13 protein-coding genes are annotated in these 14,167 nt (G+C 59.1%); 3 read left to right on the top strand and 10 right to left on the bottom strand.

What is annotated here, in order from left to right:
* Positions 1-786 precede the first annotated feature (786 nt).
* Positions 787-1,044, top strand: a complete 258-nt coding sequence (locus C5748_RS15340) for a hypothetical protein (protein WP_146119531.1) — start codon at positions 787-789, stop codon at positions 1,042-1,044.
* Between the two features lie 306 nt (positions 1,045-1,350).
* Complete coding sequence (locus C5748_RS27920) at positions 1,351-1,635, top strand: hypothetical protein (protein ID WP_146119532.1); 285 nt, start codon at positions 1,351-1,353, stop codon at positions 1,633-1,635.
* 37 nt (positions 1,636-1,672) lie between these two features.
* On the opposite strand, the gene C5748_RS15345 is transcribed toward C5748_RS27920, so the two are convergent.
* The 3 genes from C5748_RS15345 to C5748_RS15355 all read right to left on the bottom strand — a co-directional run bounded on the left by C5748_RS15345 (position 1,673) and on the right by C5748_RS15355 (position 4,957).
* Positions 1,673-2,242: a hypothetical protein gene (locus tag C5748_RS15345; RefSeq protein WP_105742819.1), complete on the bottom strand. Its 570-nt coding sequence runs from the start codon at positions 2,240-2,242 to the stop codon at positions 1,673-1,675.
* A complete protein-coding gene (locus tag C5748_RS15350; protein WP_245581813.1) occupies positions 2,242-3,279 on the bottom strand; it encodes a hypothetical protein in 1,038 nt (345 codons plus the stop codon). The genes C5748_RS15345 and C5748_RS15350 overlap by 1 nt, the downstream gene beginning before the upstream one ends.
* Positions 3,280-3,376: 97 nt before the next feature.
* On the bottom strand, positions 3,377-4,957 hold the full coding sequence (locus tag C5748_RS15355; protein WP_105742820.1) for an ABC transporter substrate-binding protein: 1,581 nt from the start codon (positions 4,955-4,957) through the stop codon (positions 3,377-3,379).
* 134 nt (positions 4,958-5,091) lie between these two features.
* Between C5748_RS15355 and C5748_RS15360 the strand changes: the two genes are divergently transcribed.
* Positions 5,092-5,997: a LysR family transcriptional regulator gene (locus C5748_RS15360; protein WP_105742821.1), complete on the top strand. Its 906-nt coding sequence runs from the start codon at positions 5,092-5,094 to the stop codon at positions 5,995-5,997.
* A 52-nt stretch (positions 5,998-6,049) separates the two neighbouring features.
* On the opposite strand, the gene C5748_RS15365 is transcribed toward C5748_RS15360, so the two are convergent.
* From C5748_RS15365 to C5748_RS15395, 7 genes are read right to left on the bottom strand one after another with little or no spacing between them, the layout of a single operon-like run.
* Positions 6,050-7,063, bottom strand: coding sequence for an ABC transporter ATP-binding protein (locus C5748_RS15365; RefSeq protein WP_105742822.1), 1,014 nt, complete (start codon positions 7,061-7,063; stop codon positions 6,050-6,052).
* Positions 7,063-8,031 carry an ABC transporter ATP-binding protein gene (locus tag C5748_RS15370; protein ID WP_105742823.1) on the bottom strand — a complete coding sequence of 323 codons (969 nt, stop codon included), beginning with the start codon at positions 8,029-8,031 and terminating at the stop codon, positions 7,063-7,065. Before C5748_RS15370 ends, C5748_RS15365 begins: the two co-directional genes overlap by 1 nt.
* Complete coding sequence (locus C5748_RS15375; protein WP_245581814.1) at positions 8,031-8,942, bottom strand: ABC transporter permease; 912 nt, start codon at positions 8,940-8,942, stop codon at positions 8,031-8,033. Before C5748_RS15375 ends, C5748_RS15370 begins: the two co-directional genes overlap by 1 nt.
* A 3-nt stretch (positions 8,943-8,945) precedes the next feature.
* Positions 8,946-9,920: an ABC transporter permease gene (locus tag C5748_RS15380; protein ID WP_105742825.1), complete on the bottom strand. Its 975-nt coding sequence runs from the start codon at positions 9,918-9,920 to the stop codon at positions 8,946-8,948.
* A 15-nt stretch (positions 9,921-9,935) separates the two neighbouring features.
* Complete coding sequence (ggt, locus tag C5748_RS15385; protein ID WP_105742826.1) at positions 9,936-11,546, bottom strand: gamma-glutamyltransferase; 1,611 nt, start codon at positions 11,544-11,546, stop codon at positions 9,936-9,938.
* The gene (locus C5748_RS15390; protein WP_105742827.1) at positions 11,543-12,397 is read right to left on the bottom strand and encodes an alpha/beta hydrolase; all 855 of its coding nucleotides are present in this window, start codon (positions 12,395-12,397) and stop codon (positions 11,543-11,545) included. The genes ggt and C5748_RS15390 overlap by 4 nt, the downstream gene beginning before the upstream one ends.
* A gap of 59 nt (positions 12,398-12,456) precedes the next feature.
* Positions 12,457-14,031: an ABC transporter substrate-binding protein gene (locus tag C5748_RS15395; RefSeq protein WP_105742828.1), complete on the bottom strand. Its 1,575-nt coding sequence runs from the start codon at positions 14,029-14,031 to the stop codon at positions 12,457-12,459.
* Positions 14,032-14,167 lie beyond the last annotated feature (136 nt).

Consider the following 14,167-nt stretch of genomic DNA (forward strand, 5'->3'; position numbering starts at 1 on the left):
CTGGAGCCTGCATTGGTCTGCGCGCCCTGGTTCAGTTCGTCCTTGGTCTTTTTCGCACCGATGCCAACGGAGAAGCCGCTGCCGCTCGAACCGAACTGGATGCCGAACCCGGATTTCTCTTCCTTCTGTCTCCCTCGCACACGCGGGGATAGACCCAGCCAAGGCCAGTCGAGATAACATCCGCGCCGGTCTCCCCCGCACACGCGGGGATAGACCCGACGCCCCGGCCCCCTTTCAGGTCGATCACTTGTCTCCCCCGCACACGCGGGGATAGGCCCCAAGTCAAGTCAAAGCGGGCTTTTTCGCGTGGGGAGAGGATTCGAACTCGTGAAACCCGATGAATATGATCGCCATGCCCATGCCCGAGAACCGAAGCCTGAACGCAAAGCGACCGCTAGTTGGCGGCCTAAGCGCTTGTTATATATGCACGATCAACGACTTATGTTTGAATTGGTTGCGGGGGCGGGATTTGCACCTACCAGTATCGCCTACTAATCGGTGAACCCTCCTCAGCACATAAATTTAGTCGACGCCCTGTACTGGCGGTAGCCTTCCTCCGCTATCACCTATTTTCATAAGAAAATCAATATATTAACAGGTGGACCGGCATGGCATGCGGTTCATTTTTTGTCGCGTCATGCTGCAACTGACAATTATTGATTTTAAATGATATTTTCTGATGCGCGGCCAGTAGACGCGACACAGCAACCGCCCAGGCACGAGGCTGAAGAAGGATTGACGACGGCCGACGGTTGAGTGATGTTCCCCACAACAAAGGGGCATCTTATGAAATTCCTTATTTCCACCCTGGGCGGACTGCAGATGCTTGGAGGCATCGCAGTCCTGATCACTGCAGCTTCCTCTATTCATGAGATCTTAGGTGCGGTTGCCTTTGGTCTAGGCGTGATTTGCCTCGCGCTCGGCGCTGTAATTGATCGGCTGGAATCGCTGTTGCCAAAGTCCGAGCAAAAATCAAGGAAAGTGCCCCCGGTGGCCACGATTGAGATGCCGACAATGAACGAGCGTGGTTGGTCGAGCCAATGAATGAGATTTCTCCCGAATTGAGAACTCAGCGGCAACGCTCCGGGCAAATGTATGACTACCGCTGATTAGGCCTTTGTAATAAGCCTTTTCTCTGTCGCAATTTCCCTTGCTGGTTTCATCTGGAATGTGTGGTCGAAATTCATCTACCCAAAACCGAAGGTACGCACGACGTTCCAGGTAATGACGGTCGTAGGGGACGATGAAGGCACCCAAGTGATTTCGCTAAGTGCTACCAACTATGGACCGGGGGCGGTCACTCTTCATTCTTCTGTCGGGCGCCCTAAACACTCAACGCTGCGACGTCTCATGAAGAAATCGCAAACCTGGGCCATCTTGAATCCGCTGCACAATTTTCCATCTGAAATGAACCTCACCAAAGGGCCATTTAGCGGCGGACTTCCGAAGAAAATAGAGGTGGGTGAGGAATTTCGCGTCTATTTTCCCCTTAATCATGGGGGGCTACGGGATAGCAAAATTATTGACGTTGGTTTCCATGATACCTTCGGCCGTTATAATTGGGCACCACGGAAACACGTCGCAGCCGTAATCAATCAAATCCGCAAGCATTTTCCGAAAACATCGGAAACATAAAACAACTGCCAATCAGCATACCCCCTCATTCGGCGATCTATTCGCCCCACGCCTTGGGAGGCTTCACCTCGACCGGCCGGACGTTCGCGCCTCGGATGCGCGCCACCTTCTCGTCAGCGAGGGCGAGCTCCCGCTCTTCTGATTCCTTCGATGCAGCGCCGTCAATCAGGCGCTTCTGCAAGCGGACAATGTCGATGTCCCGCCACACCACGTAGGCCATGCGAGCGGCGCATAGGGTGACAACGCCGCCCACGACACCGGCGACGGTCCGGCGGGCATCTTCCGGCCACAAGGCGGCATCCTCCGCCCCGATCACCGACAGCGTGACCAGTCCAACCAGCGCAGCCGCGTTGATGCCGATGATCCAGCCGTACTCGGTCGTCACGCTTACGATAGAGGCGGTCAGGTCCTTGCGCTTATCAGGATCAAGGCTCTTCCACTCGAGCGTGGGCATTCCGCGATTGAGGCGGACGAACACCGCCGCAACCATGATGGAGAGGGCGACAATGAGCGGCTGGAACGCGCCGAACAGGCGCACGAGCGGGACCGCCCACGCAAACAGACCGGCGACAATCAGGGTAACAACAATGGTCGGCGCTCTGGCCATCAGGCCTTGATCTTTCCATCCTTAACGAAGCGAGAATATACCTCTTGGAGCTGGTCCGAGACGTTGTCGAACTCCAGAAGATTGCTCCCTTCATGGGGCATGTGGAACGGCATACGGGTCCGCAGAATGGCATCGCCATCCCTTATCTGGCCGTCCTTGCCCTCAATTTGCACTTGGGCGTCTGATTCGTCCGCAAGATCATTCGCAATGGCTTGGAACTTCTTGCGTGATTCCTCGGTCCGGCGTCCCCGGACCTTCACCGACGCTTCAACAGCAAGATACTCCTCGGGACCGAGACTTTCAATGAGCGACGCAGCCTGCTTGTCGCCAAACAGCGCCTTCACGATTGGCACCGCCTGCTGCATCTGGGCAAATTTGTCCGCAACGCGCCGGGAGGTCTTGACTTCGCGCTTCTCGGCCTCGCCTTCAAAGTTGATGACCTGCGGCACCGATTTTCCCGCCACCCGGAGGTTGCGTATCTCGCCAATGTCTCCCGCCGTCGCGGTCTTGTCGAACTCGGCATTGAGGGCGAACGACATGGCCGGATCCACCACAGCCCCGCGCGATTTGAGCAGCCAATCGAGGTACAGCCGCACGAACTCCGGCGTCATGGAGTGTGTCTTCAAAAAGAGGACGTGATTGCCGATTGCGATCCAGTAGGCCAGTCCCCGGATGAACTGAGACCCCTTTGGTGCCACCCGCTCGTCAAGGTCATAGACTGTCGCCGTGGTCAGGTCCGACAATTTCACCTGCGAGGGCTTCATGTTCAGGAGCGCCTGCATGTCCTTTTCCTGTGCGAGGCACATCTCACCGAACACGGCATCGGACAGGTCAGCGACCTTGTTCAGGAATATCTTGCGGCCATCACCGTTGCCCACGTCGAATACTCGGTCCTCCGGCCGAGCCCACAGCTTCGATTTGTCGTTCTGAGTATTGAGGGCCTCGCGGCAGAGGACCTCGATCGTCTTGCCCTTCGGCGCCTTCGCGTCCGCCTCAAAGCGGCGATAATGCACCATGTGGTACGCTGTGCTCATCATTCCCCCCGTCCAATGTCATTCAGACCTTTGGCTTTATCGCCCGGTGAGGGGAAAATGCCAAGTGAACTTGCGCGTTCGTGCCAACTGAAATTGCGCGCTACACGATCTTAGCGCCTTCAACGTTGATGCGCTTGTCGATCTCGATCATGATCTGAACGCGCAGCGTTGCCCTCACCGGCCACGGCCTGAGCGCTACAGCGGCTTCCCAGCTATTGGCGAGGAAGAACAGTGGGATAACACCCAGATCGTGCATGGCGATTTCAGTTGCTTTCTGCAACAGCTTCTCGCGTTTCGCATCATCCAGCGTCTTGCGCGCCTCTTCGAGAGTCTTGTCGAATTCCGGATTGGTATAGCGGCCGCGATTTCCCTGACCGGCATTGTCGCCATAGGTTTCGAAGATAGGGCCAAGCACGCCTGAAGCCTCGCCGGTTTCAACCGCCGCGCCCCCCATGATGAGGCTGAATTCAAGAGCCGATGCACGGGTGAAGTAGACGCTTCCCGGCAAGGTCGTCACATCGGTCTTGATGCCGATCCGGCTGAAGAACTGGCCGATAGCCTGTGCAACCCTCGAGTCATTCGGATAGCGGTCGTTGGAGGCATGGACGGTCAACGCAAATCCGTCGGGATAGCCTGCCTCTGCCAAAAGTTGCTTGGCCTTTGCGGGATCATAAGGGTCGACCTTGAGTGCCGGATCATAGCCGAAATAGCCTTCGGGTACGACTTGCCCTGCGGGCGTCCCCTGCCCGTCCATCACGCGATCGACAATTGCCTCACGATTGATCGAAAGTGAAAGAGCGCGGCGCACCTCCGGCTTCAAAAGCGGGTTCTTGCCATCCGCTCCTTTGGCAAAGGGAGACACCTCACGGTCCTGATCCATATGCAGATACATCAGGCGATTGCCGGTGACCTCGATCACATTGATCGCATCGGAGGATTCCAGCCGGCGCGTATCGGCCGTGGGAATGTTTTCGATGAGGTCTACATCACCGGAAAGGATCGCCGCAACGCGCGCGCTGCTGTTCTTGAAAATGCGGAAAGTGACCTTTTCCCAGGGCGCCTTTCCGCCCCAATAGTCGTCATTGCGGGCGAGCACGATATTGTCGTCCGGCGTCCAGGAGACGAACTTGAACGGGCCGGTACCGATCACGCCATTGCCCTTGTTCATTTCCGCCGTCGTCGTCTTCCCCTGCGATGCCGGCAGAATGGCAATCCGGGTCAGATTGTTGAGCAGAAGCGGTGTTGGACCATCGGTCTTGACCTGCACCGTCAGCGGATCGACAGCGACGACATCCTTGATCGCCTTTACATAGGGCGTAAAGGAACTCGGGCTGTTGGTCGCCGCAAACGGCACGCGCTTGATGCTGGCGACGACATCCTGTGCGGTGAAATCGCTGCCATCATGGAACTTGACGTTCGGCCGCAGCTTGAACTCCCAGGTCGTATCATCGATCCGGCGCCAGGATTGCGCCAGCGCAGGCTGAATCTGCTGCTTGGCATCCTGGTTCACCAATCCGTCGAAAATATTGCGCGCCATGGCGCTGTTGGGACCCACCACATAGAATTGCGGGTCCATCGACGTCGTTGATGCCGACAATCCGACGGTCAGATCCCTGGCAAACGACGATGCAGGGAAAAGAGCGACAGACGCAGCCAAAACCGCGTAAGCGAAACGCTTCATAATGGGAACTCCTCCGAATGCTCCGATTTCCGCGCCTCTCCGCGGATCAGCTCACAGAACTAGCCCTTTCATGCATGCATGAAAAATTGTATTTGGTACTATATTCATGTCTTGATGTTATGGGTTGATGGACGATGCGTCTGAAATCGCGACAGGTTGAAGCTTTTCGAAGTGTCATCATGACAGGTGGAATTACAGCTGCGGCCGAAGCGATGAATATCACGCAGCCAGCCGTCAGCCGCTTGATCAGAGATCTTGAGGAAGCCGTTCAAATCAGCTTGTTCGAGCGTCAGGGCACCCGCCTTGTGCCAACCCTGGAAGCGACATTGCTGTTCCATGAGGTCGAGCGCCTTTATATCGGCCTGGATCAGATCGCGCGCGCGGCAACCGACATAAGGCAACACAAGAACATCGTCTTACGCATAGCCAGCGTGACGTCCCTGGTGCGACCTTATCTTCAGCAGGCAATCATCGAAGTCGTCGGCAACAGGATCGACCTGCCACTTGTCATCGATGTCGAAAACAGCCGCCATATCTGGGATATGGTCGAGAATAATCACTATGATCTCGGCTTCGTGTTTGGCTCTCCACGCAGGGGCGACCACAATGCCGTTTTGCTGCATAGCTCACATGCGGTGGCAGCCATGCAGCCCGATCACCCTCTTGCCTCACGCGAGGTCATTACACCGGCCGATCTCTATGATTATCGCGTCCTGACAGCCGGACGGAATTCTCCGCTAAGGCTGGCGCTGGATCGTGCATTTGCAAGTGCCGAGCATGCCCCTATCAGCACGATGGAAACTTCGATGCTCAATTGCTGCCATTTCGCCGCCGCTGGCATGGGGATAGCGATTGTCGATCAGACGACAATCCGCGCCGCTGGAACAAACATAACGAGCGTTCCGTTCCTCCCTGCTATCGATGTGTCCTATTTCGCCATTCGCCCTTCGGGCAGCCGGCGAATTGCAGTGCTGGATGAAATCGTAGCGAGAATGGGTGACTTGATGTCCATGAACGTCGGCCACACCTGCAGGGATTGAGTTGCCGCGGCGGAACTCTTGTTTGAAAGCGTGTCGTTCGTAAGCGTCAGGATTAGACCGTGGGTTGGTCGTTCAAGTGGCAGGCTGACAAATGTCCGGGCGCTACTTCACGCTTCAGAGGCACTTCAATCCGGCATCGATCCATCGCAAACGGACAACGCGGATGGAAATGGCATCCATTCGGAGGATTGAGCGGGCTTGGCAGTTCACCTTCCACCGCTTTGAAGCGGCGCTTGGTCAGTTCGATGCGAGGCACTTCAGCCAATAATGCCTGAGTATAGGGATGATTGGACCGTAGGAAAACCTCTTCAACCGGCGCTTCTTCGACGATGCGGCCGAGATACATGATTGCCACCCGGTCGGAGATGTGTTCGACGACGCCAAGATCATGGCTGACGAAGAGATAGGTGAGATCGAGCCTCTCCCGCAACTCCATGAAGAGGTTGATGACCTGTGCCTGGATCGAAACATCAAGTGCGGCGACGCTTTCGTCGCAGACGAGGAAGTCGGGCTGCACGGCGAGTGCCCGCGCGATGTTGACGCGCTGCCGCTGGCCGCCTGAGAATTGGTGCGGGTAGCGTCCCTTCATCGTCGGATCGAAGCCCGCAAGGCGCAGATAGCGATCGACATAGTCCTGCCGGCCGCCCTTGGGCACCAGGCCATGGGTGCGTGGCGCCTCGGACACGATGTCCTCGATGCTCATCCGGGGATTGAGCGCTGCCATCGGGTTTTGGAAGATCATCTGCGTGGCGAGCGCCGCCGCATGACGCTCCTTCGGGTTCAGGCTTTCGCGGTCCCTGCCCTGCCAGATCACCTGGCCCTCGCTCGGCGGAATGATCCCGGCAATAACCCGCCCCAAGGTGGATTTGCCGCAACCGCTTTCTCCGACAAGACCCACGACCTCGCCCCTGCGGATGCTCAAGCTGACATTGTCGATGGCGTGTACGATCGGCTGCGGCTTGGCGAGGCCCAGGCGCAGCGCGATTTTTGCCGCCAGATCCGGCTTCGATCCGAAGCGGCGTGATATGCCGCGGGCTTCGATGAGAGGGGGTGTCAGGTCGCGCATCAGGCGTCTATCCTTGCCACAGGATGGAAACAGCGGAAGGCGCGGCTGCCTTCCGACATCAGGTCGGGCATCGCCGCGCAAGCGTCGGTCGCCTGTTCGCACCGCGTGCGAAAACTGCATCCCGGCGGCAGACGATTGATAGCCGGCGTCATGCCCGGGATCTGCCGCAGGGGTTCGCCGCGATGGTTCTGCGACGGCACGGACATGATCAGCCCCCTTGTATAGGGGTGCCGTGGGTCCCCGAGAACCTCCTCGACGCTGCCCGTCTCCACCAGCCGCCCGGCATACATTACCGCGATATCATCGGCGAGCCGCGAGACAATGGCCAGATCGTGGGTGATCCAGATCACGGCCGTGTTCGACTGTTCGGCAAGCTTTTGAAATTCCGAGATGATCTGGCTCTGGATCGTGACGTCAAGCGCCGTCGTCGGCTCGTCGGCGATGATCAGGTCGGGATGGTGGAGAAGCGCGATGGCGATCGCCACGCGCTGGCGCATGCCGCCGGAAAATTCGTGCGGATAGGCGGAAAGCCTCTCGTCAGGACTGGGAATGCCGACGAGGCCGAGCGCATCGCGCGATCGCTGGCGAGCGACGTCCTTCGACACGGGATCATGTGCCCGCACAGCCTCGATCATCTGCGTGCCGACGGTCAGCACCGGATTGAGGGTCATCATCGGATCCTGGAAAACCATGGCGATCCGCTTGCCGCGCAGCCGGCGCATCTCGGCGTCGGAAAGCGTGGCGAGGTCGGTCCCGTCAAACAGGATCTGGCCGTCGACCACACGCCCCGGTCTGTCGAGCAGGCCCATGATCGAGAACCCGGTCACGGACTTTCCCGAGCCGGACTCGCCGACCAGGCCAAGCACCTTGCCGCGCTCAAGCCGGAAGGAAACGTCGTTGACCGCGCGCAGTCCGAGCTTGGCGCCGAATTCCGTGGCGAGATTGCGGACCTCTAGGAGAGCAGACATCACGTATTCCTCGGATTGAGGACATCGCGCAGCCGGTCACCCACGAGATTGATGGAAACGATGGTGACCAGCAATGCTATGCCGGGGAAGAAGCTGATCCAGTAGAGCCCGGTGAGCAGATATTGATAGCCGTTGGAGATCAACATGCCCAGCGATGGTTCGGTGACCGAGGCGCCCAGCCCGAGGAAGGACAACGTCGCCTCGAGCCCGATGGCGCGAGCGACCTGCATGGTGGCGATGACGATCACCGGCGCGAGACAGTTGGGCAGGAGATGCCTGAACAGGATACGCCAGCCGGGCAGCCGGAAGGAGCGGGCCGCCTCGATATATTCCTTCTCGCGCTCGACCAGGGCTGTCGCCCGAACGGTCCGCGCATAGGTCGCCCATTCGGCAATGATCAGGGCGATCACGACGTTGAGGACGCCTTTGCCGAGAATGGCCAGCATCATGAGCGCCATCAGGATCGTCGGGAAGGACAGCTGCAGGTCCACCAGACGCATGAGCGCATTCTCGGTGCGGCCGCCGATATAGGCAGCGATCAGGCCCACCGTCGTACCGATGATCGCAGCCGCGAAAGCCGAAAGAATGCCCACGGTAAGCGACGTTCTCAGGCCGTAGAGAATGCCGGACAGGATGTCCCGCCCCTGGCTGTCGGTCCCCAGATGGTAGACGAGGCCTGAGAAGGATTCAGACCCTGGCGGCAGACGGCCGTCGAGGATGTCGAGCTGCGTCAAATCATAGGGATCCTGCGGCGAGATGACCGATGCGAAGACCGCCAGCACAATGATGATGATGAGGACGGCGAGACCGGTCACCGCCCCTGGCGATCGGGAAAATTCCTGCAGTTGCCGGCGTAGCCTGCCCGGCTCCGGCGGGGCTTCGGGCATTACTGGGAGAGGGGCAATAGTCATGTCTCAAGCCCTCGCATCGAGCCGGACGCGCGGGTCCAGCAGCGTGTAACAGACATCGATGAGGAAGTTCAGGGTGACGAACAGCAGCACCATCATCATCAGATAGGCGACGATGACGGGCCGATCGAGGAGATTGATCGAGTCGATAATGAGCTTTCCCATGCCCGGCCAGGCGAAGATGCTCTCGGTTACGACCGAGAACGCGATCAGCGACCCGAATTCCAGGCCAATGATGGTCACGAGCGGGATCATCAGGTTCTTCAGCACATGCACGAAGATGATGCGGCGTTCGGGCAGTCCCTTGGCGCGGGCAAACTTGATGTAGTCCTGCGGCAGCACTTCCTGGACCCCGGCGCGCGTCAGCCGCAATATGAGCGAGGTCTTGAACAGGGCAAGATTGAAGGCCGGCAAAAGCAGATGGACCAGGCCGTCTTTCGTAAGAAAGGACCATTGCGCACCGAGGAATTCCGCCGTGACGCCTCGCCCGTTGGTGGGCAACCAGCGCAGTTCGACCGAAAACACCATGATCAGCATGAGCCCGACCCAGAAGGTCGGCAGGGAGAAGCCGAGGATGGAACCGCTCATGATGATGCGGGACGACAGGCGGTTCGGATAGAGTCCGGCATAGAGCCCGAGCGGCAGCCCGATGACGATCGCGATCAACAATGCGGAGATCGCCAGTTCGAGGGTGGCCGGCAGTCTTTCGAGGATCAACCCCAATGCCGGACGGCCATAGACGAAACTGTCGCCGAAATCACCATGCGTGAGCCCTTGGAGAAATAGCAGATATTGTTTCCACAAGGGTTGGTCGAGACCGTAATGCGCGATGACGCGCAGCCTCTCAGCCTGGTTTGCATCGGGATTGATCAGGATGTCGACCGGGTTGCCGATGACGCTGACGCCGATGAAGACGATCACTGTCATGGCGAGGATCACGAACAATGCCTGGATCAGCCGCCGTATCAGGGAGATGGCCATGATGCCTTTCCTTTCTCACGCCACCGACAGCGAAAGCCCGTCGCGTTGGGGATCCGCGGCGCCGCGGGATACCCCGTCCTCGATCTTGATCGCATGGAGGGCAGCGAAGGCATAAGTCTGCGGCGAACGGGCAACGTCGTAGCCTTCGTTGCGAAGCTCCTTCTCAACGGAACGGCGAATGCGGTTGCAGATATCGATTTTGTTCGACACGCCGACAACGCGTGGCGCCATCACCGCCTCGAGAACCGACATATCGAAGTCGATGATGTTCATCAGGCATTGCGCCACCGTCGGCGCAATATAGCTGCCGCCAGGTGCGCCGACCACCACATAGGGATCGTCGCCGTTGAAGACGATGGTCGGAGCGGCCGAACTCGGGCGACGCTTGCCCGGCGCGATCGATCCGGGTTTGCCGGGGTATGGATTGAAGCGGCTCATCGTGCCGTTGTACATGAAGCCGAGCCCGTCGGTGATGGCGCCCGACGGACTGCCGAGCGTATGGGTCATCGCCACCGCGTTGCCATGCTTGTCGATGACGGAGACGTGGGTCGTCTCGCGCTGCGAACGGTCCATCCGGCGGACATCGGCCCGCTCCCCTGCCCTGATTGCCTGCGCATGGGCGGCCACGTGGGATTTCGATATCAAGCGTTCGAACGGGACATCGACATATTCGGGATCGCCCATATGGGCGTCCTTGTCGATGGTCATGCGCTTCATCGCCTCGAACAGTGTCCTGACATGCTCTGTCCCGCCGTGCTGCATGGTGCGGACGTTGAAATTCTCCATGATGTGGAGGATTTCGAGCATCGGGAAGCCGGAACCCGGCGGTGGCGAGGTGGCGATGCGGTGCCCGCGATATTCGCCCCAGATCGGCGAGACTTTCGAAAGTTCGTATTTCGCCAGATCATCGCGGCCGATGAGACCGCCGTTTGCAGCAAAATCGTCGGCGATCCGCTCTGCAAGCTCACCGTGATAAAATATGTCGGAGCCGCCGCTCCTGGCGATAAGCTCCAGCGTGTCGGCCATGTCGCGATTGACGAGTGTTTCGCCGACATCGCGCAGCGACCCGTCATCGCGGAAATAGACCTTCCGGCCGGTCGACGAGAAGCGCAGCTTGTCCTGCGTGTTGGCGAAACCATCGTCGGACTGATCCTTGGACCAGTACCAGTGCATGTGGTTGCGGATCATCAAGCCATTGCGGGCATAGTCTATCGCAGGCGCGATCAGGTCGGCCCAGTCAAAGCTGCCATAGTCACGCAGTGCCGTTTCATAGCCTTTCAAGGAACCTGGCGTGCAAACGGCGAGATAGCCGATATCGGAGATATTGCCGTCGAGAATATAACCGAAACCGTCGCGGCTCTCGCCCTGGACCTTGTCGACCCACATGTCGGGCGTCGCGGCCAATGGCGCGCGGGCATAGAATTCGAGAATGTCGTGAACGCCCTTTGACGGCATATAGACATGCATTGAGCCAAAACCGCCGATGCCCGCCATCTGCGGATCGACCACGCCCTGGACAAACGCGCAGGCGAGTGCGGCGTCGACCGCATTGCCGCCGCGCTCAAGCACGGCGGCCCCGGCTTCCACCGCCTCCGGCTGCGGCGCCACGATCGTCGCATTCTTCATTTCATGCGCCTTTCAGCCAGGACCTTGGCGAGGAAGGCTTTCACATGGCCGAGCACCTTCATCCGGTCATGGGAAACGCCCGCCACCTTGTCGAACGTCACATCGACGCCGGCGGCGCGAAAGGATGCGGCCAGAGCCTCGAGCCGTGCCGGGCGGGTTTCGCCGGCGTCGTTGGCGCCTTCCATATAGTAGACGCTGCTGGGCTTGTGGGTGATTTCCCAGGTTTCCAGATCGGCATCGCCGACGACCATATGAACGGGAACCTTGGCCAGCGTCTCGGGATCGAACCGCTTGCCGAAGCGCGCCTCGATATCGCGAATACCCACCCACCAGTCGCGGTTCGGATCGAGAAGCGTGACCGAACCCGGCGCACCGATGGAGGCCGCCCACAGCTTCCCGGGATGCAGGATCGCGAAGCGATGCGCGAAATGTCCACCGCCGGAGAAGCCGAAGATCGCGAACTTGGACCAGTCTTGACCGTATTTCGCCGCCATCTCCTCCACCATGGCAAGCACAGCGCGATCATAGCGAAGGTCGCCTTCCTGCATGTATTTGTAGCCGGACCGCGCACCGTCACCCATGACGTTCACCGGAAAGATCGGACAAAGGACGGCGCAATCATTGTAGAGACCGAATTCGGCGAACCCGTCGCGAAATTCGATCGCCGAAGTCCGACCGGTGCCATGCACCGCAACCAGAAGGTCGATCTTCCGACCGTCCGCGGCGGTCGGCGGAATGTAGAGAAGAAGGTGGAGCCTGGGATCGATCGTCGAGGCGAAGATCGCCGTCTGTCCATAGTCGTAGACTGCCCGTGCCCGGGCGGCTGCGCCGCTCGTACCGAGTTCCTGCATGCTGGTCTCCTGGAGAAAAAATGGACGGGTGGCCTGATGCCTCCCGTCCTTTGCCGTGCTTATTGTGCGGGCTCGACGAAATAGGCGAGCGTATATTTGTCGCCGCGCGGGGTGTAGCGGACGGTCTTCTTGGCACCGAGCACGACGTTCTCGTAATGCATCGGCAGCAGCCACAGCTTGTTGAAGGTCAGTTCTGACAACTTTCCGAGCAGCGGGAGCCGTTCCGTCTCATCGAGCGTAGAGCTTGCTTTTGCCAGCACTTCGTCGATTTTCGGATCCGAGATGCCGCCGCCATTATAGCGGCCGGTTCCCTTTTCCTCGTTGCGCGTGGCGACCAGAGCGACGGTGGGATTGGTCGTCTCCCCCGTGTTCACGCCCCACGATCCGAGGAAGAGGCTGAACTTGCCGTCGGGATAGGCTTCCGAATACATCGACCATGGCTGGACTTCGACCTGCGTCTGGATACCGATGCGCGCCAGCATCTGGCCAACCGCCTGGACGATCTCGCTATCCTTCACATAACGCCCCGAAGGACCATGCAGCGTCAAGCGGAAGCCATCTGGATACCCAGCCTCCGCAAGAAGGGCCTTTGCAGCCTTCGGATCATAGGAGACGGGCTCCACCGCTTCCGAATGCCCCATATAGCCCTGGGCGACGAACTGATCGGCAACGGTACCGTTCTTCTGCATGACGCGCTCGACGATGGCCGGGCGATTGATCGCCATCAGGATGGCGCGGCGCACGCGCTCGTCCTTCAGCGGGTTCTCGCTCAGCGCCGAACCGTCGGCCGCCTTGATGAAGGGCGATACGTCATTGCTGACATCCATGCCGAGATAGACCAAACGCGACGACTGGCCGTTGATGACCTGGAGATCCTCGCTCCCCTCGACACGCGCCATTCCGTCAGCCGGCAAGGCTTCGATGATATCGATCTCGTTGGACAACAGCGAAGCCAGACGCGCGCCGTCGTCCGGCAGGAAGCGAAGCGTGACGTCGGACCAATGTGAGGCGCCGGCGAAATAATCGTCATTGCGCTTCAGGACAAGCCGGTCGCCCGGCGAAAAGGAGGAAAAGGTGTAAGCGCCAGTCCCGATGGCGCATTTGCCGTTGTCGAAATCCTGGACAGGAGCCTCGGCGCAATCGGCGCTGATGATGCGGATGCGGCTGATGGAATTCAGGAGCAGCGGATCGGGCACGCTGGTTTCGACAATCACCGTCATCGGATCCTTCGCGGTGACCTTGACGATGTTGCGGGTATAGGAGGCGAAACCCTGGCTCGGCTTGTCGCGGGCACGAAGCAAGGAGGCGACCACGTCTTCCGCATCGAAAGTGCTGCCGTCGTGGAATTTCACGCCCTCGCGCAGCTTGAACTCCCAATGGGTTGGATCCACCGTCTTCCATTCCGTGGCCAGTTCGGGCTGGTTGGTCGAGACGCCCGTCAGGTTGATCAGGCTGTCCCATATATGGCGAGAGGTCGCATTGTTCGGCGCCGAGCTGTCCTCGTGCGGATCGAGCGTGGTGGGCGTGGTGGACATGCCGATGATAAGCGGTGCGGCCTGCGCCAAGCCGGGTGTCGGGATCGCCGCGGTTGCAAGCAGCATCAACGCCGCCGATTTCAAGAATGTTTTTGTCATTGTTCCTCTCTCGTGGTTTCGAGTCGTTGGCCGATCTTTTTGCCGGCTTCCACGAACGGGAGCAGCCCCGTTTCTCCTCAATGCTTAGAATTCTGTCACAAAGCTGTCAAACCAAAATCAGGCGTGTTACATTGCA

It is taken from the genome of Phyllobacterium phragmitis, assembly GCF_002980495.1.
GTDB lineage: Bacteria > Pseudomonadota > Alphaproteobacteria > Rhizobiales > Rhizobiaceae > Paramesorhizobium > Paramesorhizobium phragmitis.

Excerpts from the sequence above, each read along its gene's own strand:
- C5748_RS15340 (WP_146119531.1), top strand. The coding sequence starts at position 787 with ATGAAATTCCTTATTTCCACCCTGGGCGGACTGCAGATGCTTGGAGGC.
- C5748_RS27920 (WP_146119532.1), top strand. The coding sequence starts at position 1,351 with ATGAAGAAATCGCAAACCTGGGCCATCTTGAATCCGCTGCACAATTTT.
- C5748_RS15345 (WP_105742819.1), bottom strand. The coding sequence starts at position 2,242 with ATGGCCAGAGCGCCGACCATTGTTGTTACCCTGATTGTCGCCGGTCTG.
- C5748_RS15350 (WP_245581813.1), bottom strand. The coding sequence starts at position 3,279 with ATGATGAGCACAGCGTACCACATGGTGCATTATCGCCGCTTTGAGGCG.
- C5748_RS15355 (WP_105742820.1), bottom strand. The coding sequence starts at position 4,957 with ATGAAGCGTTTCGCTTACGCGGTTTTGGCTGCGTCTGTCGCTCTTTTC.
- C5748_RS15360 (WP_105742821.1), top strand. The coding sequence starts at position 5,092 with ATGCGTCTGAAATCGCGACAGGTTGAAGCTTTTCGAAGTGTCATCATG.
- C5748_RS15365 (WP_105742822.1), bottom strand. The coding sequence starts at position 7,063 with ATGCGCGACCTGACACCCCCTCTCATCGAAGCCCGCGGCATATCACGC.
- C5748_RS15370 (WP_105742823.1), bottom strand. The coding sequence starts at position 8,031 with ATGTCTGCTCTCCTAGAGGTCCGCAATCTCGCCACGGAATTCGGCGCC.
- C5748_RS15375 (WP_245581814.1), bottom strand. The coding sequence starts at position 8,942 with ATGACTATTGCCCCTCTCCCAGTAATGCCCGAAGCCCCGCCGGAGCCG.
- C5748_RS15380 (WP_105742825.1), bottom strand. The coding sequence starts at position 9,920 with ATGGCCATCTCCCTGATACGGCGGCTGATCCAGGCATTGTTCGTGATC.
- ggt (WP_105742826.1), bottom strand. The coding sequence starts at position 11,546 with ATGAAGAATGCGACGATCGTGGCGCCGCAGCCGGAGGCGGTGGAAGCC.
- C5748_RS15390 (WP_105742827.1), bottom strand. The coding sequence starts at position 12,397 with ATGCAGGAACTCGGTACGAGCGGCGCAGCCGCCCGGGCACGGGCAGTC.
- C5748_RS15395 (WP_105742828.1), bottom strand. The coding sequence starts at position 14,031 with ATGACAAAAACATTCTTGAAATCGGCGGCGTTGATGCTGCTTGCAACC.